This window comes from Symmachiella macrocystis (genome assembly GCF_007860075.1).
Taxonomy (GTDB): Bacteria; Planctomycetota; Planctomycetia; order Planctomycetales; family Planctomycetaceae; genus Symmachiella; species Symmachiella macrocystis.
The window spans coordinates 3,351,237-3,376,823 of the sequence record NZ_SJPP01000001.1; the positions used below are offsets into that span (position 1 = coordinate 3,351,237).

Consider the following 25,587-nt stretch of genomic DNA (forward strand, 5'->3'; position numbering starts at 1 on the left):
TGCCTCCGTGGTGAAGAAACTCCATAAACATTGCTCCAGAAAAAAGTCACACCTATGTTCCTACCTGGAACCCGTATTGAAATTGTGAATCCTGATCTGCCGCGTGGGCAGTTTTCAGCTGTGTTGTTTGATTTTGACGGGACGTTGTCGCTGGTCCGCGAAGGTTGGCCGGAAGTCATGATCCCGATGATGGTCGACATCCTCGCGGAAACTCCGCAGGCGGAACCGCGCGAAGCATTGTCCGAGCACGTCGAAGAGTTCGTTATGCGGCTCAACGGCAAGCAGACCATCTACCAGATGATTCATCTGGCCGAAGAGGTCGGCAAGCGGGGTGGCACGGCCAAGGAACCGCTCGAATACAAACAGCAATACCACGACCTGTTGTGGGAACGGGTTTCGGGACGAGTTTCAGGCCTCAAAGACGGCAGCGTCGAAGCGGAGATCCTGACCGTGCCGGGATCGCGTGAACTGCTGGAGCAACTGCAAGCGGCCGGCTGCGATCTGTATTTAGCCAGTGGAACCGATCACCAATTCGTCGCTGACGAGTTGGCCGCATTGAAACTGGATGCGTATTTCGGCCCGCACGTGTATGGCGCCCAGGATGAGTACAAAAGCTTTTCCAAGAAAATGATCATCGAAAAACTGATGGCGGAGAATAGCCTCGGAGACGGCGGGCTGTTGGGATTCGGTGATGGCTACGTGGAAATCGAAGAGATCAAACGCGTGGGAGGCATCGCTGTGGGTGTTGCCAGCGATGAAAAACATCGCGAGGGAATCAACGAGTGGAAACGGAATCGCCTGATGCGCGCCGGCGCGGATATTATTATCCCCGACTACCGCGAACGAGATGCGTTGTTAGCGTATTTGACGAACGGCGCGGATGTTTGATGCGACCCAGTCGGCGCATGGGTTTGATTAAAACTTAAGCCACAGTGAAAACCACACTGCTCGGTTTGATTGATTTGGAATTGTGACACAGCTATGCCTTATCCGCAGTTTGACCGCCATAAGATCAAGATGTTGCCGCTCTCGACGCGCGTCAACAAAAATCAAATCGAGCGCGACCACGTCCCCGTCGACGCTGCACCGCAACAACTCACCGATGTTGCCCAAAAAGTAATCGCCGAAGCTGTCGAGCAGATCGTCAAGGCCCGTCAAAATGACGCGCCGGTGATGCTCACCTTTGGAGCTCACTCGATCAAAAACGGTCTAGCGCTGGTGATGATCGAACTGATGGAGGCGGGCTGGGTTACGCACTTAGCCACAAACGGCGCCGGCATCATTCACGACTGGGAGTTCGCCTTTCAGGGGCAATCCAGCGAAGACGTTGAAGGTTATGTCAAAAAAGGCCAGTTTGGCAACTGGGAGGAAACCGGCCGGAACATCAACCTCGCCTTGAACCTCGGCGCTTACGAAGGCAAAGGTTATGGCGAGTCGGTCGGCGCCTTCATCGAGAATGAAGGAGGCGACATTCCTGACACGGCCTCGCTGCTCGAAGAAATCAACACGCACGCAGCCGATAACCCGGCTCGCGCAGCCGCAGCCGCTGACCTGCTGTCGATCATCAAGACGTTCGACCTGCCAGCAGGACGGATGAAGGTGTCGCATGCCTGGAAGCGTTTCAGCGTACAAGCCGCTGCGTATCGACTCGGTGTGCCATCCACGGGGCATCCGATGTTCGGTCACGACATTATTTACAACCATCCGATGAATCACGGCGCCAGCGTGGGCCGCGTTGCCGAATGCGACTTCCTCACCTTCGCCGAGAGTGTGAGCCGGCTCGATGGGGGCGTTTACCTTTCGATCGGCTCGGCGGTGATGTCTCCGATGGTATTCGAAAAATCGCTGTCGATCTCCCAGAATGTCGCCATTCAGCACGACGACTTGATCAAAGATCACTCGATCTACGTCGTCGATCTGGCTGAGTCTCACTGGGACTGGACCCAAGGCGAGCCGCCGGTCGACAACCCTGATTACTACCTGCGCTACAACAAGAGCTTCAATCGCATGGGCGGCCACATGCGCTATCTGACCGCCGACAACCGCGACTTTCTGCTCCAGCTTGCTCATTCATTGCGAGAGCACTCGTCGTGAGATGACGACGTGAGCAGGACCAACGGTGTCTGGCTGCGACGTTTTTTTCAAAGGTGCCGGAATTCGTGGCATGCGGGAGCGCGTTCGATGAACCTCAAGCCCGACCCAGAAAAGCGAAAGTCGCGTCCGCTGAGTATGGCTGCGGTCTCGTTTTGCTATGTATGCAGCGGCTTGATGATATTGGGGTATGGTGCGCAACTGGCGTTAATGCTGTGGTTCAACATCAAATATGGGCCGATCGTTCCTCACGCCGAAAATGCTCACAATGCAATTGCCATGACCCCCTTGAATCTGCTGTTTTCTGCGTTATCGTTGGGTATAGGTGTTGGGCTATGGGTCATAGCTCGAAGCATTTGGAGTCGAAAACGGCGACGGGCGATCGTGGCGTTTTTGGTGGTGGTCGCCTGCGGCATTGGTTGGGCGGCAGTGGCCCCCTACGCGGGGGACAATAGTTACAAAGATCCCTTTAGGAGTACCGAACATGGCTGACGAAGCCGCGCTGCTTGAAGCACTCAAAGATGTCATTGATCCGGAGTTGATGATCAATATTGTTGACCTGGGATTGATTTATGCCATCGAGGATGATGACGGCAAAGTTTCGGTTGATATGACGTTGACTAGCCCCGCTTGCCCCGCTGGTCCGCAATTGATGCAACAGGCGAAAATGGCGCTTGAAAATCTGGAAGATGTGAGCGAAGCCGAGATCAAACTGGTCATGGCACCGCCTTGGAGTCCAGAGCGTATGACCGACGATGCCCGCGATCATCTGGGGATGTTTTAGAAATAGCCCCCGATACTGTCGCTCAAAGTCTTCGGTCGCGTAGGAATCCGGGCTGATTTATCGGCGTAACCGTTCCGACCCGAGGCCGCTAGAGATGCCGACCGAGGCGTAAGGTGGCTGACTGCCGCCGCAGTCACAAATACCGGTTATACTGTGGTGAGTCAGCTTTCGTCCGGCCTGTTGGTAGTCGTCGCCTGCCGGCCCACGCGCATTCACGAGATGTATTGATACCCCATGTTCAGTCCGGAATTTTGGCAAGCGGTCCTTTTGGGCGTCGTGCAAGGGATTGCCGAGTTTCTGCCGATTAGCTCGTCCGGGCATTTGGTGGTCTTTGGCCCGCCCGTCGGCCGCTGGCTGGGAACGACCGCTCACAGCGACGAGAATCTGGTGCTCAATGTGGTGCTGCACCTTGGCACCCTGCTCTCCATTCTAGTGGTCTATCGCCGCGCAATCTGGGACCTGCTCAAGGACTTTCGCCTGTGCCTGTACATCGTGCTGGCGACGATTCCGTTGGGGATTGCCGGACTAACGCTCAAGCCGCTCTTGGACCGCGCTTTTGAGACGCCGATGGTAGTGGCAATCGGATGGATCGCCACAGCGGGGATGTTGCTGGTCGGTCAAAAATCGGCCAACCGACCCGAAGCGAAACCGCTGGCAGAAATGACCGCCTGGCAGGCGATCATGATCGGCCTGTTTCAAGCCGTGGCGTTGGTGCCGGGCATCTCGCGGTCAGGCAGTACGATCTCCGGGGGCATGCTCTGCGGGCTGCGGCGGAATGACGCAGCCACGTTTTCATTTTTTATCGCCATCCCCGCCATCTCAGCAGCGGCGCTGAAAGTACTGATGGATGCGCTCTCGCTCGAGTCGGCAGACCAATCCGCCATTTCCATGTTGGTCACGCAATGGCCGGCACTGCTGGCCGGCGCGCTGACGTCATTCGTCGTCGGCGTGGTAGCGCTCAAGCTGCTCCTCAAAGCAGTGGCAACAATGCGGCTGCATTGGTTCGCCTACTATTGCTTGGCGATGGCCACCGGAACGCTGATCTGGCAACTCGGACCGTGGTCGACCGCGGGCTGATCGGAGAATGGTGTTGAGGAACCGGTCAGGTAGCGAGACCCTTTGAACAATGCACCATATCGCTGCCTCGGCTATTGAAATCTCCACATTTCCCAACACCAAATGCCAATACGCGGCTCAGCAGGAGCTTCGCCCTCCCGTGGCGGGTTTGGGAAGTTGCTAGAGCGTATTTTGATGTTAGGCTTTGAGAGGCATTGGCAAAGCCATTGGCACCCGCGCTACGCGCTGCTGGATGTGCCGACGACAAAGTCTAGTTCTGTGCTCGCATTCGCCGCTTTTTGCCGGGGATAGAATCGCGAGATGATGGCGATCACGACAATCGCCGGTCCTAGCCAACTGGGGCTCATGAACTGCCACCAGAAGAGGCCGACGGCGGTCCAGGCGATGCGGGGATGGTCGATCAGCCATGCGATGGTATCGAATTCGATATGTCGCCGCAAAATGTAGCGGACCATAGCGACTAAAAGAATTCCAATAACTGTCGCGATGGCCGGCGCTAGCCGTTCGTCGAATACCGATGTCGAGAAATTTGTAGCCTGCCGAGATTTCATCGCATCGAATTCATGCAGACTGCCGTAGGGGGAAACGATGTCCGATAACGTGGGATCGCTAATCGGTGTGTCGTCTATGGCGAGAACGGGAATCTCTAATGAGGGCAATTGCCTCAACTGGTTGGTAATCCGCTGCTGGAGTTTAGCGAATTCTGTACGAAGCTGTGCCGCATCGTCGCCGGTTAATTCGTCGGCATCTTGATCAAAGAGATGAGCGACTTGTTGATAGTGTGCTTCCAGCCGATTCCACAAGAACTTCAGCCGCGGGTGGCCGGCATTGGTTTGAGCGCGGCACAATGTGAATTCCGCATCCAGCCGCAGCAGCGCGTACTTCAACGGCGTGAGGTCATCCCCGGCACCTTCTAGGCCGATGTGAGCTGCGGGAATCACGGTCATCGCGCTTTGTTTGACGACGAAGTGCTGTGGTTGCGGGGTGGGGACATTCATGCGACGATAGAAATCGGTGAGCAAGTTGTGGTCGGCGGCGGGGCGCGTCCAATAGAGCATGATCATCTGGCCGACCTGCGCGGAATCCAAGGTGATCGTGATGTCCTGGCCGCTGACTTGTGAGACGGTGGCCAATCCGTGATCGGTGAGCACAGCACGCAATTTCGCGCCAGCGGGCAGCGTCACATCCAACTGCTCTTTGTTGCCGGGTAAGATCAAATAACTGGTGTGGCCGACGAGTCCCCGCGCGTGATCGAGCCACAGTCGCGTATCAGCCAATTCAATCGTCAGCGCGTCCTGTGAGGGGCTGTTGCGGTTACGAAATCGCCAAGGCCCCGCGCCGCCACGGTAAGATTTGGAATACGCTGCCGGTGTCTCAACGGGAATCCAATCGGCGAATTGCGCCGGTAGTTCCTCTTCGGTCAGGCCAGAGTATTCGGCCGCCGGACCAAACGATTCTTCGTCGGTGAGAGTTTGTACAAAAACCTCTCCCACGGTGGCGTTGATGGGAAAGATTTCATCAATCACCAGTTCCCCATTTTTATCGAGTTCGATGGGGAAGTTGAGGCGCGCAACCATCTCTTGTTGACGTGGGTCGTCGGGGAGGAAGGTCAATTCCAATCCGTCATCACGGAGTTCCTTACGAGTGGACGCTGGCGAAATGACTTCGCAGGTATCAGCGAATTGCTTGGGCAGTCTGACGGAGAATTCCGAAGCGTGGCCCGAGGCGACCTGGAATCGCAGCACAGTTGTCATTTTTTGAATGCCGACCACCCGCATATCGAGGAGATTGACCGCATCCATGACGATGTCGGGGGAGTTCTTGTCGATCTTGACGACGACTTGTTCCATATCCGTTCCAGTGGGAATTTGGTACCGGCCGACCAATAGGTCGCTGTCGTTCACCAATTCCCAGGCGGTGCGGTCAGGGACGGGAAGATTCTCATCGATTCCCGTCAATTGGACCTCCAAATCATTTTCTTGCCACAGGACGACTTCGGCGTCCGTCAGGTTGGCGTCGAAAAACCCGATCGCAGGGAGCGTGAATTCGCCGGGAAACTTCAGCGACATCGCACCTTTGATTCGGATGGTTTGGTTTCCCGTAGCGCCGGTTTTCAAAAACAACACGAGTTGATCACGGGTTCGCGTTGCACGGCGTAGACGCTCTGCGTCGGCTTGTTGGATCGATATGGATTCGATGCGAAGTCGCGGATCAATTTGCATGCGGTGCTGAAACGCCAGCGCGGTTCGCACGTCCATTTCGGCGGTGAGTTCCCAATTCAGATGATGCCGAGAAATCCGCCCTTGAAAAACTGTCTTTACGTTGCGCTTGGGAGCCAAAGATTGCAGGTGCGTTTCGAAATCAACCGAGCCTTCGATCGCGTACACGGCGCGCGGTTGCGCGGCGTTGCCTTTCCAACGCTGTAGGAAATTCGACTTCTCTAGCGACGCCGCCATGTTGGTATCCGCGGGTTGGATTTCCAGTTCAAATTCCGAGGGCGCAGTGACAGCGAATATTTGCACGGGGGACATAGAGTCCTCGACGAGCTGCTCTTGCGGTCTGAAATCCAAAGCGGGCACAACCGGTTCGTGTGATTCATCAGCAATCGGCAGTACGAAATCAGCAAGAATCTCAATGGGATCGGAACTGAGCGAATCCAATTCGACCACAACCATCTGTTGCTTGTTCAATACGTGAAACCCGGCCACATTTTTGCCGTGGATCGAACGGACAGCAATATCGGGAGGCAGCTTCCACAGGAGATGGTTTACAAACCCCTGCCGCACTCGGTAGGAGATCTGCGCTTGGTATTGAATCAGTGATGGGGTCACATCCGCCAGACAGACAGCTGAAACGGTAACGCGACCTGCGCTGGGAATCACCTCAGCGGACGAAACGACGTCCACATGTTCGGCGTTGCCCACCGAGATCACTTCCGGCTCTGTTTCATTTTTCAGCTGGAGCATGAACGGCGGTCGCTGATCCAACCCGATGCGTGCAAACGTTTGGTCTGCTGGTAGTCGGACCGACAAGAGACTATTGGCCACGCGCGGGATGTTCCAGCGCAGATTATTGTGATTCTCCACCGCAACGTTGGCAATTGTAGTCGACAAGTCGATCCGGTACCGCACGTGCTGGGGAGAGGGGGACGCGGATTCGCCGTCCGTATTGGCAGCATCGTATGCGGGTGATTGCTCCGCAATCGGCTTGGGGCCGCTGAGTCGCAGGCTCAAGTTTCCGGTCACGGCGTCTCGCCAAACCGGATGCGGTTTACCGTTCACCCGGCAGGGATCATCAGCCAGGAGATTCACATTTTCCAACGGTAGTTGGATTGTCACGTCGTCGGAAGTTGCCAGAACATCCACGTCGAAACGCATGTCGCATTGGCTTCCCCCCTGTCGAGTGACGGCAAGATCGTAGCGCGCTGAGCGGAACAAATAAGGCGGAATGGCAGACTCGTCCGGCTGACCGGCTGACAATGCGGCGAGAGTATGGGGCTCAACATAAACCCATTTGGCATTGCGGCCTAACGGATCCCCGGGTTCATAGGGAATGAGCACTCGATGCAACTCCGGTTGTGTGCTGCGGCGGGTGGTCGTCGATTCCTGCGCCATTGTCCGACTGAGACAGAGCGCTGCCATGACAATTGCCGTGGCGACCGGGATGTATTTACGCGTACTGCCCATCGAGACCGGCTCTTCCGGCCGTGAAGAATCGCGGACGATGATTTTTTCCACCAGTGGAATCAGACAGGCGAGCAATGAACCGATAACAATTCCGCCGGCGATTTCCGCATAGGCGGTTGGTACCCAAGTAGCAATCACCACACACAGTAAAAGCCAGACGATCACAAAACGTCGGCTGAAATTCAGGCCACAGGCTCGGATGCCGGCGGCGATAATCAAGCAGCTCATCAAGAGCGCCACCGCAATGAACCGGCTACGGTCGACGTCCCACATAGCGGCTGAGATGGCTACGGGGGACATTGCGAATTCAAAAGTTTGCGGCTGCCAACCGGAAGGAGCGTCCGGAATTGCCGTTCCCGTCCCTGCTTCCCCTTGGTCGAGGGAACGATTCAGTATCGGATTTTCTTCTGCGTTTTGGCTGGGCGAGGATGCTGGTTGCTGGGCCAGCGGTCCTAGAAAACGTCGGCTCCACGAATCACCGATGGCCGCTTGATAGGGGCGGGCATTTAAGTTGAGTATCTGTATTTGTGTACGGGGCGGACAAACAACTGTCCAGGAAAATCGTAGGACAGGCACGTTGAATTTTGGCACGGGAGTCTGAATAATCCCTGGTCCGAACTGCGGCACCGAAGGTGTCCGATAATGGATGACCGCCATGCCGGTTTGATCGCGCGTACCCCGTTGCAAGCGAAAAGATTCTCTCACACGGTACGGCTCGACAGTTTGGTCTCCCACGCGGACCGAGCCTGGTAATGCGGACTCGGGGAGGGTCCATTCGAGTTCAGCGGTCTCGGATAGCGCGGTCAGATCAACCACCGCCCAATGACGATTTTCACCATCAGCAGCGGGCGAGAGATGCGAATGGATATCGACTGAGGAGATGGCGGCAGCCGGCGATCCGCTGGAGCGAACTTGTGTTTCAATACGCAGTCTGGCATCCACCGCACGATAGCTCCAACGCTGCACTTTTGCGGCGGATGGATTGTTGCCGGGAGATGCGTCGACTTCTTGCAGTTCGACTAAGTCCTGGGGGATGAACCGCGGCTGAATTTCCGGAGGGGACTCGACTTCCACTGTCCCTTGAAAACTCTCAGCACGCGGTACTGAAACTAATGGGGCCTGTCCCGAGGCGGAGAAAGCCCGCGATCGGCTACCGACCAGCGTAAATGATACTGTCGGGGGTGTGAATTCAATTTCCCACAACTCGCCGAAACGGGGCAGGCCTAGGGCAAGCTGCCGCGAAGTGGTGAGTCTGCGGGGCGTGACTTTTGTTTCCTTGTCTTCGGGCAACTCCCAGGAGATTTTTGGTCCCGGCTCGTTGACGAAAACGAGGACTTGAGAGACTGCGGGGCCAGTAGCGCGGCCGATGATCTTCAGGTCTTCCTGGGCACGGTCTTCGAACAATTCCATCTGCACCTTGGCGGCGATATTGAGTGGAGTTTGGTCCGACTGGAAGAGGAATTGTCCCTGGGGACGTGCGGCGGTTGAGAGGAAGACTTGTGAGGATCGGTCGGTCTGTTTGGCCGTCTCCCACAGAGAAAACTGTTGCCAGGCTGGGGAAACGCGGGGCCGCGACATTGGCGAAAACGTTGTGCCGGGTTGGAGCATGGGTTGAACGCTAGAGGTTTCGGCAACCGAAACCAATGTTTCCACGTCTTCGGTATTCAACGGAACGGGGGCCGGAATTGCCAAGGGTTCATGGTGTGCGGTCATCGGTCGCATTGCGATGAATTCCATGGTCACCGGGTTGGTGGCGGATAAGGATTCGCTCAATTTGACGACCAAAGTCCGCGTATCACGCGCGCCGGGGACGATGGTCCAATCCTCGGCCGTGACGAATCTTCCAGAACTGTTTTGCAGTGAGACAACGGTGATGTCCCACTCTGAAGGAAACTCACATTGCAAAGTAAACCGCTGTCCCGACTGGCATTGCCACTGCATTTGCGTTTGCGCTTCCCATTGGTCGCGCGTGGATCGCAGGTGGCTGAATATGCGGCAGCTGACTTCAGCGCGGGGCCAACCGAAGACCGCCGTTACGTTGCCCGCAGCTCCATAGTAATGAAAGGCGACTGCGTTTCCGCCGCTCGAAGCATCTTCTTGCCGATACCTGGGAGGGGTGGTGATTTTTTGAAGCTCAAAGGGAGCGGGGACGATGACGTCAATCCGCCCACCGCCGACTACGGCCCCGGGAACCAAAATTCGCGGCAATTGAATTTGGCGTTCCGTAGTGAGCGGGGCTGTCGCTTGCAGTTGTAGCACGTGCCCGGGACCGGAGATCGGAGGGTCGAAATGCACACGCACCGTCCGGCGGCCCTCGGTGATGTGCTGCTCCATCGGCAATGCGGCAGCCCCGGCCAAGACGGCGTGAATCTGCACGTCGGAATCAGTGACAAACTCTAAATCGGACAGCGGAGCTTTCAGAATGTCGAGCTGCATCCGGTTTTGAATTCGGAATTGTTCGGGAGCCGATGTGTATTTGACGCGGTTGTCGCTTAGCACAATCAGCGGCGCAGGCTTCTCGTCCGGCTCTGTCTCATACAGTACCACTCGGCAGCGCGTCTGGCGGCCGAGTTCAATTCTCCATTTCCGCCAGCCAGGCACATCGGCGGCAACCGGTGCATCGACGACGGCGGTTTCACACTGGACGTCGTAGGTTTCCGGCACTGTCAACATAAGCTGCGATGCGGCTGCCTGAGCAACCTGCACGTCGAACAAGAACCCCCCAGGGCGTTTCTCGCCGCGGAGTTTCCAACGCCCCGTCAACGTTTTCTGATCGGAGTGGGACTTCACAACTAGCTGTCCCTGCGGCGTTGAACCCCAGACTGCTTCCCCGTTGGGCCAAGTCAGATCATGCACCGGCAGCGAAAGAGGATCCAAGGGGATCATTGCCGGGCCGTCTTGCGGTTGATCGACCTTCAATACGAGTCCGCCATCCAGGGCGTTTTCTGACGTGAGCTTGGCGGAATAAACCGCGTGGCGAATTGGGAATTCGCGCGGCACCTGAGCAGCTGGTTTGCCGTCCTTGGTGTGTTGTTGCTTGAGCCGATCTCGTCGAATGGGTTGCCAGTCGCCTGGCGGCCAGACGCTGCGTTTATTTAGCGGGACTAAATTCCATTGAATGTTCGGAACCGCAGCTTCGCTCTCTTGGCCGAACAGGAGCGAGCTGTTTTCCCAACCACAGGCGAGCAACAGCATTCCCAGGCCGAGCAAGCTGTGGACAACGCCAGAATAGCGCAGCGTTGTCATTCGGATGCTCCTGAAATCGTCGAGGAGGGAATCGATTGGCCGGGAGAACTGCCTGCCGCCGAGGGAGGGCGAACCAGCGTTTGGGACCCGGCGGTGCCGATCACATCCTGCTCGAATGAGGATCCCGCCATCGAGCCGATACCGCTTCCCGAGGACATTGTGACCACTGTTGAGCGACGACGACGGATGGAGGCTTGAATCATGGCGCTGATGAATGCCAAGACCATTCCCAAGACCGAGGCCTGCAACAATAGGATCACGGGCGTCATATACCAGATTCCCACCACCGCCAAGGCACAGCCAATGAGGAGTAAGGCCAACACGTTTCTAGTGGCGGGAACATATTGAAACATCAAACCCAGAATCAGCGAAAGGCCGGACCCGATGCCGATTAGCATGGGCCAACTGATGGTCTGCACACTCAACTGCCGTAGCGGCGCCAACCGCGCGAACTGATAACGGTGTCCTCCGCCCGAAGGAGACGGGGCATCGGTTGGTTCGGCGAAGTTGAGCCATTGCCGCAATTCCGCCGGAGTTTGTTGCGGTCTTCGCTGCCACAGCAGTCCACCCAGCGCACCGCGGGTCCACTGGTTTTGTGATGTGAATCCAGCGGGATCAATGAACAGGATTTGGTTGCGAGGCAATTGGACATCCCAGACAGATTGCCCTGCCCACACCTCACCAGTGATGCGGGGAATGGACAGCCGATACGATCCAGTGAATGCCAACGGTTGGCTGGTCAAAGCCCGGTAGCGAATCAATAACCGTCGCCCATCACGGTCAGTGGTCGGCTGGATTTTGTATCCGTAACGATCCAGTGCTTCGGAACTTGATTCGACCGACTCGCGCTGTAGTTTATTGCCGTTCCAGAGGACTTCAACGAGTGTTTGCCCAGTCGGCAATGTGATTTCAATCCGGTCGGGGGTCTGCTGTAGCTCATAGACCAATTGCGTTTCAGCGGTGCCAGTGGCATCGATCTCTGTGCGCGCTAATGCTTTTGTGATCACAATGCCCGGTTGATCCAGCGGCCCGCCAATGCGGCGAATTGTGACCGGGATCGATATAACGTCGCGGTTGGTTCTCCAGGTAGAATTCCCGGCTGCGTCGGTTTGCTGTCGCCAGCCTTCCTGCTCAAATTGCACTTGGACTTTGGCCGATTGTTCGGTCTCGATTGTGGTTGAGGCGAATGCGCCGTCGAGCGATTTGATGAACGGCAGCGTGACTGTTGCTTCGCCGCTTGGCTCCCCGACGGCAACGTCGTCGATATTAAATTCAGCAATCACATGAAATCGCCGCGTGCCGGGCGCTTTGAGCGGAAGATTGATTTGGTGGTAATCGGGTAGCGACGAGGCTTGTGACGGGGTGGGCAGTAATTCGTCGTCGCTATCTGAAGTAAACCGCACGCGACCTTTGAGGGAATTGGGGACCAGCAGTGAAACCGTGGCTTGTCGGCCCCATGCGACCGTGTAAGAGATGGTCTGTCGCACGGTCATTTGCGGTGCTGTGGGAATCAACTTGACAATCGTGCTGGTCTGCACAAGCTTCTTGTGAGTCGATAACCGTCCGGTAAATCGTCGCGAGATCGATTCCAGTTCATAAATAATATGACGGCGATCACGGACCGTTTCTGGAAGCCGCAAGGCAACGGGCAGCGGTTCTAAAAGTAGACGTGCGACAGTTTCCCCTCCCTCGGGTTCGAACTGCATTTGCACATTGTCGTTCATAGCGACAATCACAACAGCCGTTTGGTGCCGTGAGGCCTCGGCGGCGGGTAAATCGAAATCGAGCGGTTCCTTCTCGTCGGAAATCGCCCGTTGGGCTTTGAGTTGGACGGTGAACGCCGAACCGGTCCGCTTTTTCAATCGAAACGTGATACGGTTTCCCTCTTCGGACCGTTCCACGATCTCGCCTTGTGGTTCAAAGGGTTGTAGCGTCCAACCATTTCTTTGCCAGTCGGGCCAATTGATATCCACTGTTTCAATTTCGCCGCCGGTGACTCGAAATTGAAATGTGCCCTCAAAGTCGATCGCGCTACCCGAGCAGGAAAGCAAGACTTGCGGTGTGACCGTCAATTGCGGTTCGACCTTGCGAATTTTTGTAACCAATCGAAACGGCTGTTTGCTAAAGCGAAAAGCCGAATCGGGAGCTGCTTCGAAGTCGAAGTAATTTTTGACCGAGGCGACGTCGACGCGTCTGACGAATTTTGATGCATCGGCGTCGATGTCCAGACGATGGTCGGCATCGCTACGCATTCCAATCAGTCCGCTTTGACGGACCGCTTCGTGCACGTTGAAACCTTCCACCAACAGCGATGTCACACCTTGTGGATGGTCCAATTCCACGAGCCAATTCAATACCACTGGGCCGAGTGTCGGTTTGGCAAGTTGAATAATGATTGTTTGCGGCGCAGCGGGATCGGCCGCATGTCCGACGACATCCAAACCGTGCAAACTTTGTAACTTGGCATTTTTTGGCAAATCGACTCGTACAACATTGAACGTTGCCGTGCCAACGATGGCATTGAGACGTTGTTGCGCTTTGACAAAAACCGCCTCGTTGTCGACATCGACGGATATCGTATTTTCAACTTCAAGCACCGAGTTACCCGGCTCGGCAACGCTGGTGGATTGCCAACTCAATTCAAATGCTGTTCCCAATCCAAGCACGACGATTTGCGATCCGTCGATCTTTGAAATCACCGGCTGCGAACGTGAATCCTTGTTTTGAGCCGTCGCCGAGACCTGTGGCTGTGGGACTTGCAATGTGAATTTGCTGACCGCTGTCGGTGGCAACGTAATTTTGAGCCGCAACTTGGGAGAGCGGGCTTCGATAGGCACACTGAGGTTGAGCTGCAGATGATGTTCGCCTATGCCACGCAACCACCATGTGTAACCATCCTTGCCATCTATCCCGCCGGGGATCGATTTGCCGGGCCCTGTATGTTTCGCGTCGCCGGTAATGGTCGCTTCGGGGATCCGTAGCGGAATCGGCACAAATGCATCTTCGGACAAGACTTCTACCGTGAAATCGGCGGTCAACTCGGCGCGCTCGCCGATGACTTTTCCGGAAAGGTCAATGCGAGTGATCGTCGCCGTTTGTGGAGCTGGAGGTTTCGACGCGGTTTCGTCTGTTTTTAATCGGTCGAGCGCCTGTTCCAAGGTCTCACCCGGTTCGCCCCGTAGCACAGGAATTCGTTTTCCTGTTTCGTCGATCCAATAAATGATCGTACGAGACGATTCGTTGGGGGCAGTCGAGGAGGAGCGTGTCTGGGGCTGTGTGGCTGTGGGGGCCGTCTTGTTTCCATCGGTTGGTGGCTGTGCGCTCAATGACTGCGACGTGAATCCCCAGAAGAGTGCCAGACCAAGCGCGCAAAGCATCCGCATTCGAAGGAAACGAATCGGTCCAATTCTCCAGCGACGATGCGCAGTAGCGTTGACCACGAGACTTTTCTTATTGAAAGCGAATTCGGACGGGGACCCAGAATAGAAATGCTATCGAAAATGCGGTGGAAATTGACTTTCAGCCGTTCATTGAGAAAACTCCGTTTTTTCAACGAAACTTGTGCCTGCCGGGGAAAATTGTCATTCCGACAGAGCGTTCTTGGCGGTGATCGACACTAATGGGTGTTGACCCAGACTGCACTCTCGCGCCAAATGGTGTCGGAAAACCGGCAAGACCTTAAGTATCAGACTTAAACTGCACCCAGACGCACCTGCGCCACGTGCATGATCAATATCTTTTCCCTCATTCTACCCCTCAAATTGGGGTGGGGAAAGCACCAAATTGATAACACGACCGAATTCCGCATCACGTTAGCAATTCAATCAATTCCGCATGAATTGCCGTGCCATTCGTTACCAGCAGGTCGGCATCTTCCAACACCCAAGGTTGACCGTTGCAGGCGGTGACTTGTCCCCCTGCCTCTCGGACAATCAGTACCCCGGCTGCCATGTCCCACGGCTTCAAACTGGTTGACCAATATCCCTCCATCCGCCCTGCGGCGATGTAGGCCAGGTTGAGGGCCGCTGATCCCGTGCGATGGATGGTTTGCGCCTGCGGTAAAACGTTCAAAAACCGAGCGATCTCTGGTCCGTCTCGCTTCACACCAGGGGGAAAACTTGCCACCAACATGGATTGGGACAGTTGATCGGCGTCGCTGACTTGCAGCGGCTTGCCGTTTAGGGCTGCCCCCTGCCCTTTTGCGGCGGTGAACATTTCGTCCTGATTCGGATCAAAAATCACACCAGCGACCAGTTCGTCTTGGTGTTCTAATCCAATGGAAACCGCATAGGCGGGATAACCGTGCACGTAGTTGGAGGTGCCATCTAGCGGATCGATGACCCAGCGATATTGGGAGGTCCCGCCGTCGTGTTGCAAACCTTCTTCGCCCAGAAAGCCGTGATCGGCGAATTGTCCGTGTAGCGCGTCGTAAATCACGTTTTGCGCAGCCAAATCTGCTTCAGTCACCAAGTCGGCGGCGTGAGATTTGTGCTTGACCGTGAATTTGTCGGCCCACTCCTGCAAAACAGCCCCGGCCAATCGCGCAGCCCGGACGGCGGCATCAACAAATTGTGTATCACTCACTGGTCGGGCCTTTCAGTCCGTGGCGGTTCCGTATCGGGTCATTCCGTTGGCTTGAGTGTATCGGGTGCCCGGCGAGGGTCAAGTTGGGGGGAGCCAACTTCAGCGCAGGTCGATTTTGATTTTGCCGCAATTCCAGTAGTATTGAGGGAGACAATCAACATTGAATTTCTCCAACTGCGAAACGAAGAACCATGCCTTACGCCTACAATTTCGGCGCCGCTGCCGACGGAGTGACTGACGATACCGATGCCCTGAAGCACGCCATCGAAGAAGGGAGGGGCGTGCTCAAGCTGAGCAAGGGAACCTATCGCATCACAAAGCCTCTAGTGTTTGACCTCACGAAACAAGGGTATACCGCAATTCTCGGTGATGGCGGGACCGCGCGGATCGTCATGGCGGGACCAGGGCCGGCCATTCAAGTCTTAGGGGATCATCGCGGGACCGCACAGCCGGATACCGTCCAACCGCACACTTGGGAAAATGAGCGGTTTCCGATTGTGAGCGGAATCGAAATTCTCGGCGAACATCCCGAGGCGATTGGTATCCAGTTGCGCAAAACGATGCAAATGACCGTTTCGAAGGTGCTCGTGCGGAATTGCAAATACGGGGTGCATTTGGTCGAACGGAATCGCAACTTTTTGCTGTGCGATTCACATATTTATGACAATGCCGAATACGGGCTGTTTCTCGATCGTTGCAATCTGCATCAGATCAACGTCACGGGAAATCACATCAGCTACAACAAACGTGCCGGGATCAAGTCGCTTGATGGCGACGTGCACAATCTACAAATCACCGGCAACGATATCGAATACAACAATCATCCCGGCGTCGACGAGTCGCCGAACGGCGAACCGACCGGTGCGGAGATTTGGTTCGAAGCGCCCGACGGCGTGATTAGCGAAGTCACAATTGCCAGCAATACGATTCAAGCGACCGTGCAACCGGGCGGCGCGAACATTCGCATTCATGGTTCCGGTCAGCATGCTCCGTATGGTGCGCGGCTGTTGACGATCATCGGCAATATCCTGGGCAGCCAGACGCGCGGCATCGAACTGATCTCGGCGCAACGTGTCGCCATCACAGGCAACACGATTTATGGGGCGCCCGATTTGTCGCTGTTTGCGAAACATTGTTCGGGCCTGTCGATGTCGGGCAATACAGTTGCTTGGCAAGGTTTGCCCAATGACCCGCCCCGCGATGGCATTCGTGTGGAAGAGTGCGACAACGGCGTGCTGTCGGGGTTGGTGACACACGGTTTGAGCAGTGGATCTCCAGAGGCAGGCGCTGCGGTGACGCTCGTCGATTGCCGTGACTTTGCGGTGAGCGACTGCAACATCGTCGATCCGCGGCATCGGGGCATTGAGTTGGAAAACTGCACCCGTTGCCGCGTGACGGGCAATCACGTTATTGATCGCCGTGAACAACCGAGCATGCAACAAGCCATCCGCATTCGTGGTGGCAAAAACAATCTCGTACGGAACAATACCGTAGGGGGCGCCGTTGGCGACAATATTTTGGCTGCCCCTGAAAACGCCGTGTCGGACGGCAACCTTGACTGGGACTGATCGTATAAGTTCAACCGTTACCGAGACAGGTCCGTCGCAAACGTTGTGTTGTTGGCGACGGGAAGTCGCGGAGCGAAGCGGCGGTTGCGGGCGCCGTGTGAACCGCCGGGATAGAAGGCGATTCCCAAAAACGCGTCGACGGTTCCTGAATCAGCCGGTGTGATGAAGTTCGCTTGACCGAACAACGCTAAATAGGGGCTGAGCGGCACGAATACATCTGCTCCGAACACCAACCGTTCATTTACGGGTCGCAGATCGCCCAACGCGAGATTGACTTCGCCATGACCTTCGGCGATACCCAACCAAAAGGTCGTCTGCGCGTCATTTTCCCAAGTGCGCCGCCAATACAGGTTGCCTTGGGTAATCGGATCGAGCGTTAACGGAATGTTGAGGTAGTGACCGCTATCTTTTTGATTGGAGATGGTGAACCAAGTCCCGAATTCATTCTCATCGTCCCAGGTGTACCCGACGTCGCCGCGCCATTGTCCCAAATTGAAATCGTCGTAGTAATCTTCGTACAGAAAGTCATATCCGATGGCCCACATGAATCCCGAATCGATTCGTTGAAACAATCCGACCGTCGTGTAGTTTTGAAATCGATCTTTCGTGCCGTCGAGGCGTTCGAAGACTTGCACGGCGTTGTCCGTGTAGTTTAGCGCTGTCCCGATTTGCACACCGAGTCCTTGTTCTTCCCACAACGGAAGTCCCAAGTTGACGTGGAAGCGGCCGCCGAACTGGGCGTTCACCCCGAAATCTTGTGGCTGTTTCGATCCATCCAGCCCGCCGAATATTGACAGGTTTTCGTACCACGCAGAGCCGCATTCGCACGGTTGGTCGGGGTCGCAGGTGTCGCAACCGACTTCATGCGAGACGGTTTGTATGGAATTCGCATCGCTCTCTGTGCGAAAGAATTCAGCCCTTGTGGTCGAGGATGCATTGACTTTTGACAGGGTCTCGTCTGTTGCTCCGTATGAACGCGCTCCAAACGTAAGCGCCGGTGATTTAGTTCCATAATCAGCGTCCCCGGCAATCGCCGCTCTACCGCAGAGGATGACGGCCGTGATCAAGACAATGTTTCTGATGCACGCCGATTTGCGCGTGTGAGGAACTACCAATTTCATATTCACGCCCCATGCCATGTTGAGCAGATAGAATCTCTGCCGTAGATTTGTGATGCATTTCCTGACTTCTCAGGTATCGGCCGTGCCGGCTGGGTAGCATGGGGTGCTTTTGTCGACTTTGTCGATTTTGCGGGATTTGTGGGGGAATTACCTAGGCGTATGTCGGGAGTTGGACCGTGCACTCGGAATCGGGAATTGAGATAGCCGTCAGCCCAAGCGTATCCTACGGCAGCGATGCCCCTGATCAGTGGGCAATGGCAGGTCACAGATTTCGCTCACAAGGTGAGATTGCTCAAGCAACGCAGCCACTAGCGGGTCGGCGGCGATTGTTTCAGTGAGTAATACTTCACCCGGCTGTGCCTTTCGAACGAGCGCTTCGGCAATGCGGGTGGTTGCTCCGAAGTATCCCAACCGTCCTGCGTCGGAAGTTGCCAACACCGTTCCACGGTGAATGCCGGCTTGCAGTTGCAGGTTACGGTTTGTCGGGCGCCTGAGGTCTTTATCGAGGCTCAACACGGCAGAAATCGCATCTTGCGGCGCGTCGAATGCACACAGTGCTCCGGTGCCGAGCGAATGTACGAGAGCGCCAGAGTGTAGACGGACGTTGTGATCGACCAGTTGTTGAAAGCGCTCGACCCGTGTATAGACTTCCGCATCACCCAGTTCGTCGAACAGGCGGTCCACGTCGGCTAAGTCGATTGCTAAAAGGGTCACTGTCGCGACGTTCAACAACCGGCCCGATTGGAATGATTCTTCCGGAAACAGATCGCGGAACGCGGGGAGCGCCGCTGCCTGAGCGGCGGTGAAAACGTCCTGTAGCGGGATGCGGCGTTCTAAGCGAACGACGATCTCCTGGTCATAGTCGTTGGTGATGGCCAGCACGATGCGTCCCGCGCGCAGATGATGCGAGGAGGGGCCGATCACTTCAGGGGATAAGCCAATTTCTCCGTGGGTGGGTCCTTTCAGCGGAAGGACGCGCAAGCGATGCACCGAATCGAGTTGCGCGCTGCGCAGGACGTACTCCCCTTCGGATAAAACCGGTGACAACTCCGCGCGTTCGCCTGCCGCCAAACGGATTTGTACGACAACGTGCGGTGAATGTTCCGGGCCGCCGATGCAATACGTCCCCACGTCGGCCGCACGGATTTCCGGATGTGCGCGGAAGATCAACTCCAATGAGTTGGCCATGTCGACTTCAAAATCGAGATCACAGACCTCGCAGCGCTCGTGCTGCTGGATCTCTTTGAGTGTGTCGGTGACGCGTGCGGAGATCCGGCAAGTAGGACAAAGGATGTCCCAACCAATATTCAACAACCCTTCCCGTGCGGCATACAGGCAACTGACGACGAATTGCTGGTCGTCTAATCCGAAGTTGCGAGCCACAGCGAGTGGTCGAATCCGTCCGAGTTCTTGGGCGGGGGCGTCGCGGAGAAATTCCGTGAGGTGCTCGATCGTCTCAGGGTCGATGCCATGTTGAGCCAGGGCATCCAGGCGGATCTCCAGACGTTGTGAGCCTGACTTGGTGAGTCGCTGCGGTTCGATAAATGGATCTGTGGTGGGCGAATGGCTCAATTGGCCGGTGACGGATTGATCGATGCGACTGTAGACACGATCTAAAGCCCGCTTGCCTTTGACGGTCACCTCCATGGTGGCCACCAGTCGGCCGACCAAACCCCGCGGATTGATCCGTACGGTGTGCCGCAGTTTCGTGCCGCCCGAGGCCAGTGGAATCAGTTCCACGATACTCAAAAACCACTCAAAAGGACCTTTGCTGAATTCGCGGAGAATGCCCAGTCGTTGTCCCTCGACCCATTCAAACGGATGTTCCTCCCAACCGATTTGAAGTCCGGCCATGCGAAATTCGCCGTACTTGCGGAGTCGTCCTCGCTCGTCCCGCGCGGTTTGATAAACGACCGACGGCACGCCGACGGCGCAGTTGATGCGATCGGTGTTGGAAACGTAGGGCCACAGGTCCTCGGCGGATCCTTTCAGGTCCCATTCGAAGACTTCTTCGAAGATTTTTTTCGGGTCGTGCGGCGGAAGGTGCGGATGGACTTCAATCGCGGTTGCGTCACCCCGCAGAAGGCGGTCGACCTCGTGCAGAAACTGCGCAGCATCGGCATAACGGTCTTGCGGCTTTTTAGCCAGCGCGCGACTGATGATCGCGCAGGTGGCTTCGCTGGCATCGGGGTTGAATCGTTGCAGTGGCGGGGCGGGTTCGTTGCAGTGCATGTTCATCAAACTGGCAGCATCCCCCGCTTCGAACGGGGGTTTACCGGCCAGCATTTCAAACAGCGTGATGCCCAGCGCATAGATGTCGGTCGCCTGGCCCACATCGCCGAGATTGGCGAATTGTTCGGGCGACATATAAGACGGCGTGCCCAGCAGCGCGCCGGTTTGAGTCATCCGCATCGATTCGCTTTGGTCGATCTGCCGCGCCAAACCAAAGTCGGAGAGCTTGACGCGTAGTTGCTTGACCGTCTGCGGAGTCGGATTTAACAAACTGGCATCGAAATGTTCATTGCCGCCATCGAAAGCCAATAAGATGTTAGCCGGTTTGATGTCGCGATGAATCATGCCCAGTTCGTGGGCGCCGACCAGTCCGCGAGCGGCATCGGCGATCAGCGAGAGCGCGACGCGTTCTTCCAGCGGAGCACGATAGCGAATCAGTTGCCGCAGATCCGTGCCGGACACAAATTCCATGGCAATGTAATGTTGGCCAGCGTCTTCGTTCACCTCAACGAGGTTCGTGACGTAGGGGCTGTTGATTTCGCCGAGCAATCGTCCTTCTTTATAGAATCGGCGAATGGCATCTGGATGATCGAGGATACGTTGGCTGAGGAGTTTGATTGCCACGCGCGTTCCGTCGGACGAATCTTCCGCTTCAAACACATCGCCCATCCCGCCGGCGCCGATTTTTCGCGCGATGCGGAACCGGCCAATTTGTGCGGGATGTTTTTCAGCACGACCTGTTGAGAGTCGATTGTCATCTAGCGTTTCATCTGCCTGCTGTTGTGGAGACAATCCAGCGGAACCGTCGAGGAACGTTGGCTTCTCGCCTTGTTCCACCGGCCAGGCAATGCCGGCGGCGCGAGCCACCAGTTCCAATTGTTGGCAAATGTCCAATGCGGTTCCGCGCTCGCTGCGATCGGAATTCAATGCATGTTCGACCGCTTTGCATAATCCGTCGATCAGAGTTTCGGACTGCGCGGACTTTGGAATCCATTGCAGTAATTTCTCGCGAAAATTCTCCACCTGTTCGATAGGCTGGTCTTGCTCGCCGGTGAATAACCAGACCAGCATGGCGGAAAGACTGTAGACATCGTCGGCAATGTCAGCTTCTGCTAGAGGGCTTACCTCCTTGGTGAGTGCTTGTGTGTCCACCGTCTCATCGTTGGCTGAATCGCCCGGTGACGAGGGGCGGACAAAATCGATTTGAAGATTGCCGTCGGAGCGAACGCGAATCGACGCGGGCGTCAAACCGCCGTGTGCCAACCCCAGGCGATGGGCGGCTGAAATAGCCGAGGCGATTTGACAGCTATAGTCGATCAATTGGTGCGAATCGCCATTGGTCGATGGCAGGTCCACGTCGGAGAGTCGTTGTTGAGCTGCCGGTTCGAGAACTACGGAGAGTTCGTCGCCATCCAAGTTCAATTCGAGCACGCGCGCTACCGAGGGATGCGACAATTGCCGCGCCAGCCGCACGCGTTTTTTGACGCGGTCCGCTTCGGTCGGTTCGAGCTGATTCAAAACGACAATGTCGACTTCGCTGCCGTCGCCGGAACGGATGGCGCGATAACTCAAGCCCTCGCGACTGGCGCCGAGTTGGGAAATGATTTCGTATTCGGTGTGTGCAACGCTTGCGCCCGATGGGTTTTCTGTCGCCGAGACTTCTTGGAACACGGCGTCGACAATGCTAGCCCAATGGGGGAAACGTCGATGATAATCACCCGGGTCGGTGGCAATGCCTTTTTGCCGTAGTCGATCCAGTTCGATCAGCAACAGTTCCTTGAGCAATGCGGGGTGGAGGACCGCAGCGGACTGTTCCAAGTACTCTTCGATCGCCGTGGTGTGACCGTGTCGCCAGGCTTTCTCGAATTGAACGCACAGCGTATCGAGTTGCAACTCGTGTTCGAGGCTGAGTCCGGTTTGTGACAAAGGTTCGGTCATTCGGCCGGCATTTCACTTTCAAATTCACTGTTCCACAGTTTGCGGATCAAACTCATCCGCCTAACGACAGTGCGTAGGCTCTGCCCGCTGAGTTGCGCGATTTCTTCGTTGGAATAGCCTTCGAATTTCAACCGTGCGACTTCGCGAAACGAATCATCAGGCAGCATTCCCATCAGTCGCTCGGATTCTTCAGAGACCTGTAAAGCGAAGTCCGGCGTGGGGGTATTGCCGATCACACGATCGATCCCCGCCATCATCGCATTGACGTCGACCTCGAAGATCGACTCGCCGCGGGTCGCGCCCTCACCCCGTTTTTTTGCCGACCGTTCCCGCAATTGATGGGACACCTTGCGGGCGGTGATCACGACTAGCAAGGACCATAAGTTGTCGCGGTCCTTGAGATCGGGAAACCGATCCTGCCGCACACCACGGCACATGCTGTGAAACGCGCTGAGCGCCACGTCTTCTTCGTCGAAGTCACGGCGAATATTTCCGGGAAGTTTGCTGCCGGCCAAGGCGGTCAAACGCGAGAAGTATCGCTCCCAAAGTTGTTGCGCGGAATGTTCGTCTTTTTGCTTTAGCCCTTCGATCCATCCCACGACGGAATCATCGGCTGAGAGATTGTTGCTCATGGACGTATTTCCTTTGGCGGGAGATTGCCCTTAACACACTACCCGGAAACAACTTGCGACGCAAATCTATTTCTGGGTTTGCCGCTATTCGGTTCGAAAATCGCGTTTTTTGAGGATTTCGTGATTTTTGTGGCCTTTCGATCAGGCCGTTGGGCATTTCCTAATAGAGCGATGCTTGTTCCTGACTTTCAACGACCTACTACTACATTATCCTCCTATTCCAAAGGTTGAGAGAAATGATGTCATCCACCATGGACCAAAAGATCCGGTTTGATTGCCTGGACGACCCGCGTTTAATGGCCGCTGACGTGGAACTTTGCAACGGCGTGTTGGAGATCACTTGTACGAATCCGTTTGACACGATCGATCTTTCCTACATCCACGAAGATGGCGTGATCGATAAGGTTCTAGTGACCGTCTGCGATGCCGATGGTGACGTGATCAAAGAGCGGGAGTTCGACATCGATGATATCGATTGGGTCGTGATCGACGTTCCTGAAGGGGACGAACCGGTCCTCAATCTTCCGGTAATTCCGATCAAGTCCTACGGCGAAGCTGACGACGATTCTCCCGCCGGTGAATTGGAATACGGCGTCACGGTACGTCGCCGCGTTTCGCTGAATTAGGTGGCTGCGGGGTGGGCTTGAATTGCGGATGGCGGCGGCTGATAATCGACCTACGATTTAAATCCTGGTGGTTACGCTTGGTTATCCATGATCGCAATCCAGTACAAATACCACGACGCTGGCCTTGTCACAGCGACGTCCGGCCCGCGACGCGAAGCGTCTCTCGTTTTTAAACTCTGCCCAATCATCTACTCTGAACCACCTACCGTTACTCTGCGATTTGGCGGAGTCTTTAACGATCATTCAGTCTCTCGATTTATCGCCTCAATCAACAATGACGCCATCGGCGAAGATGCGTATCTCGCACGCTGTGACACGATTCAAATCGACACCAAGGTACCGTCCAAAGATGGCGACATTTTCGTTTTCGTAGGCTTGGATTATTTCGGCGAGATTCAGATTCACTGCCAACATCTTACTGAGTTGAAGGCGTGACGTAGCCGTTGCAACATGGCCTACAACTGGTAACCGCCGGACAAAACTGAATGCCCTTAGTGCTCCAACCTCAATTCGTTGAATCGCTTCGCGATTTTCGTGATGCCCATCTGGGTGCCACTGGCGACTTGGGCGCAGATGTCTTGCAACAGCCGCAGCGATGTTGTTGCTTCGGCTTCGCTGATGGTCAGTGGCGGGCTAATGCGGATGACTTTGCCGGCGAGTGGGCCTAACAGGTGGATGCCGTCTCCGCCGTTTCCTACATAGGCGGCTTCGACGATGGCGTTGGCGACTTGCTCGGCGGATAACTCTCCGACAGCAGCGCATTCGATGCCGAAGACCATCCCTTCGCCGCGGACTTTGGCGATCACGGGAGTCTCTTTGAGTTTGGCGAGTTCGGCGAACATGATTTTGGAGATTCCACCGGCATGTTCCAAGACGCCGGCGTTTTCAAATTCATCCAGCGTCGCCAGTACAGCTGCGCAGGAAAGTGGGTTGGCGCTCCAAGTGTCGGAGGCTTCGCCGTAGTGCAAGCTGTCCATCACATCCCGGCGGCCGACGACAGCGGCGACCGGGATGCCGTTGCCCAGTCCCTTGCCCAGGGCGACCAGATCCGGCTCGATGCCGTAGGCTTCGAAGGCATACATGCACTTGGTGCGGCCGAAGTTAGCTTGGACTTCGTCGAAGATCAACAGAATATCATGCGCGCGGCAGAATTCTTCCAACAGATGGTGATAGGCCGCGGGGGGATGGTAGCTGCCGCCGCCTCCCAAGTAAGGCTCGGTGACTAGGCAATTTAGCCGTGTGCCGTATTCATTCCAGAGCGCTTCCAGCTCATCGCGGTAGGTGTCGAGTTCGATATCGTCGCCATATTTGCTGACGTCGTCGATTTCGTGCATGGGAAAGCTTATGAACTTCACACGGGGATCGCGGTCGGCGTCGGATTCGCAACCGGTTACCGCTCCGGCCAATCCTTTTTTGCCGTGGAAGCCGTAGCGGGTGGCGATAATCAGATCGCGGTTTTCATCTCGGTGCAGGCAGGCCCAGATCGCTTTTTGAATGGCTTCCGACCCCGAGGCGGCCCACATGACGGCATTGATCCGCTCTCCGCCGGGGCGATTGTGAGCATTGGCAACAAGCCGCTGAGCAGCGGCCGCTTCGACGGGGGTCAGCGCGTTGTAGGCGGTCAGCGGCAGCGCTTCGAAGAAGGTATCGGGTTGGTCAGCGTCAGCCGTGGGAGCGGTGAGCTGTTCGGGAGTCCAGCCGAGATGCCGGGCGAAACTTTGTTGCCAACGCAACGGGTTGTGTCCCAGGTTGGAGACGAGCACACCGGAGGAGTAATCGTAAAGCCGTCGGCCTTCGGGGGTCCAGTGAAAACATCCGGCCGATTTGGCGAGCACGGCTTGGCTGGGGGTGAAAGTTTTGAGTGCGGCCGGTTGATAGGCGTCGACCGTCGCGCGGTTTTCGTTGGATTGTTCTTCACCGGGGAACTGGATAGACGTCGTCATAGTGTCAACAATTCGGCTTGTGTGGAACGTGGCGGGGCACGATGGGGGGAAAGATAAAG

15 protein-coding genes are annotated in these 25,587 nt (G+C 56.0%); 8 read left to right on the plus strand and 7 right to left on the minus strand.

Annotated elements, in window-relative coordinates; translation table 11 throughout:
• Positions 1 to 54: 54 nt before the first annotated feature.
• From CA54_RS13000 to CA54_RS13020, 5 genes are all read left to right on the plus strand, one after another.
• The gene (locus CA54_RS13000) at positions 55 to 888 is read left to right on the plus strand and encodes an HAD family hydrolase (RefSeq protein WP_146371167.1); all 834 of its coding nucleotides are present in this window, start codon (positions 55 to 57) and stop codon (positions 886 to 888) included.
• A gap of 93 nt (positions 889 to 981) precedes the next feature.
• On the plus strand, positions 982 to 2,094 hold the full coding sequence (locus tag CA54_RS13005) for a hypothetical protein (RefSeq protein ID WP_146371168.1): 1,113 nt from the start codon (positions 982 to 984) through the stop codon (positions 2,092 to 2,094).
• An 87-nt stretch (positions 2,095 to 2,181) separates the two neighbouring features.
• Positions 2,182 to 2,583 carry a hypothetical protein gene (locus CA54_RS13010; RefSeq protein ID WP_146371169.1) on the plus strand — a complete coding sequence of 134 codons (402 nt, stop codon included), beginning with the start codon at positions 2,182 to 2,184 and terminating at the stop codon, positions 2,581 to 2,583.
• On the plus strand, positions 2,576 to 2,875 hold the full coding sequence (locus CA54_RS13015; RefSeq protein WP_146371170.1) for a metal-sulfur cluster assembly factor: 300 nt from the start codon (positions 2,576 to 2,578) through the stop codon (positions 2,873 to 2,875). The genes CA54_RS13010 and CA54_RS13015 overlap by 8 nt, the downstream gene beginning before the upstream one ends.
• A 234-nt stretch (positions 2,876 to 3,109) precedes the next feature.
• The gene (locus tag CA54_RS13020) at positions 3,110 to 3,952 is read left to right on the plus strand and encodes an undecaprenyl-diphosphate phosphatase (protein ID WP_146371171.1); all 843 of its coding nucleotides are present in this window, start codon (positions 3,110 to 3,112) and stop codon (positions 3,950 to 3,952) included.
• A gap of 218 nt (positions 3,953 to 4,170) precedes the next feature.
• On the opposite strand, the gene CA54_RS13025 is transcribed toward CA54_RS13020, so the two are convergent.
• The 3 genes from CA54_RS13025 to CA54_RS13035 all read right to left on the minus strand — a co-directional run bounded on the left by CA54_RS13025 (position 4,171) and on the right by CA54_RS13035 (position 15,468).
• Positions 4,171 to 10,884, minus strand: a complete 6,714-nt coding sequence (locus CA54_RS13025; protein WP_146371172.1) for a hypothetical protein — start codon at positions 10,882 to 10,884, stop codon at positions 4,171 to 4,173.
• The gene (locus CA54_RS13030; RefSeq protein ID WP_146371173.1) at positions 10,881 to 14,261 is read right to left on the minus strand and encodes an MFS transporter; all 3,381 of its coding nucleotides are present in this window, start codon (positions 14,259 to 14,261) and stop codon (positions 10,881 to 10,883) included. The genes CA54_RS13025 and CA54_RS13030 overlap by 4 nt, the downstream gene beginning before the upstream one ends.
• Positions 14,262 to 14,691: 430 nt before the next feature.
• The gene (locus CA54_RS13035; protein ID WP_146371174.1) at positions 14,692 to 15,468 is read right to left on the minus strand and encodes an inositol monophosphatase family protein; all 777 of its coding nucleotides are present in this window, start codon (positions 15,466 to 15,468) and stop codon (positions 14,692 to 14,694) included.
• Positions 15,469 to 15,659: 191 nt separating this feature from the next.
• Here CA54_RS13035 and CA54_RS13040 point away from each other — a divergent pair, with 191 nt between their 5' ends.
• On the plus strand, positions 15,660 to 17,036 hold the full coding sequence (locus CA54_RS13040; protein WP_146371175.1) for a right-handed parallel beta-helix repeat-containing protein: 1,377 nt from the start codon (positions 15,660 to 15,662) through the stop codon (positions 17,034 to 17,036).
• Positions 17,037 to 17,053: 17 nt separating this feature from the next.
• On the opposite strand, the gene CA54_RS13045 is transcribed toward CA54_RS13040, so the two are convergent.
• The 3 genes from CA54_RS13045 to CA54_RS13055 all read right to left on the minus strand — a co-directional run bounded on the left by CA54_RS13045 (position 17,054) and on the right by CA54_RS13055 (position 22,959).
• Positions 17,054 to 18,103, minus strand: a complete 1,050-nt coding sequence (locus CA54_RS13045; RefSeq protein WP_146371176.1) for a DUF6666 family protein — start codon at positions 18,101 to 18,103, stop codon at positions 17,054 to 17,056.
• 261 nt (positions 18,104 to 18,364) lie between these two features.
• Entirely contained in the window at positions 18,365 to 22,327 is a 3,963-nt protein-coding gene (locus CA54_RS13050) for a protein kinase domain-containing protein (RefSeq protein WP_146371177.1), read from the minus strand.
• A complete protein-coding gene (locus CA54_RS13055; protein ID WP_146371178.1) occupies positions 22,324 to 22,959 on the minus strand; it encodes an ECF-type sigma factor in 636 nt (211 codons plus the stop codon). The genes CA54_RS13050 and CA54_RS13055 overlap by 4 nt, the downstream gene beginning before the upstream one ends.
• A 236-nt stretch (positions 22,960 to 23,195) precedes the next feature.
• Between CA54_RS13055 and CA54_RS13060 the strand changes: the two genes are divergently transcribed.
• Together CA54_RS13060 and CA54_RS13065 are read left to right on the plus strand one after the other, a co-directional pair.
• A complete protein-coding gene (locus CA54_RS13060; RefSeq protein WP_146371179.1) occupies positions 23,196 to 23,585 on the plus strand; it encodes a hypothetical protein in 390 nt (129 codons plus the stop codon).
• 87 nt (positions 23,586 to 23,672) lie between these two features.
• Positions 23,673 to 24,020: a hypothetical protein gene (locus CA54_RS13065; protein ID WP_146371181.1), complete on the plus strand. Its 348-nt coding sequence runs from the start codon at positions 23,673 to 23,675 to the stop codon at positions 24,018 to 24,020.
• A gap of 56 nt (positions 24,021 to 24,076) precedes the next feature.
• Here CA54_RS13065 and CA54_RS13070 read toward each other — a convergent pair whose 3' ends face one another.
• A complete protein-coding gene (locus CA54_RS13070; RefSeq protein WP_146371182.1) occupies positions 24,077 to 25,528 on the minus strand; it encodes an aspartate aminotransferase family protein in 1,452 nt (483 codons plus the stop codon).
• Positions 25,529 to 25,587: the final 59 nt, after the last annotated feature.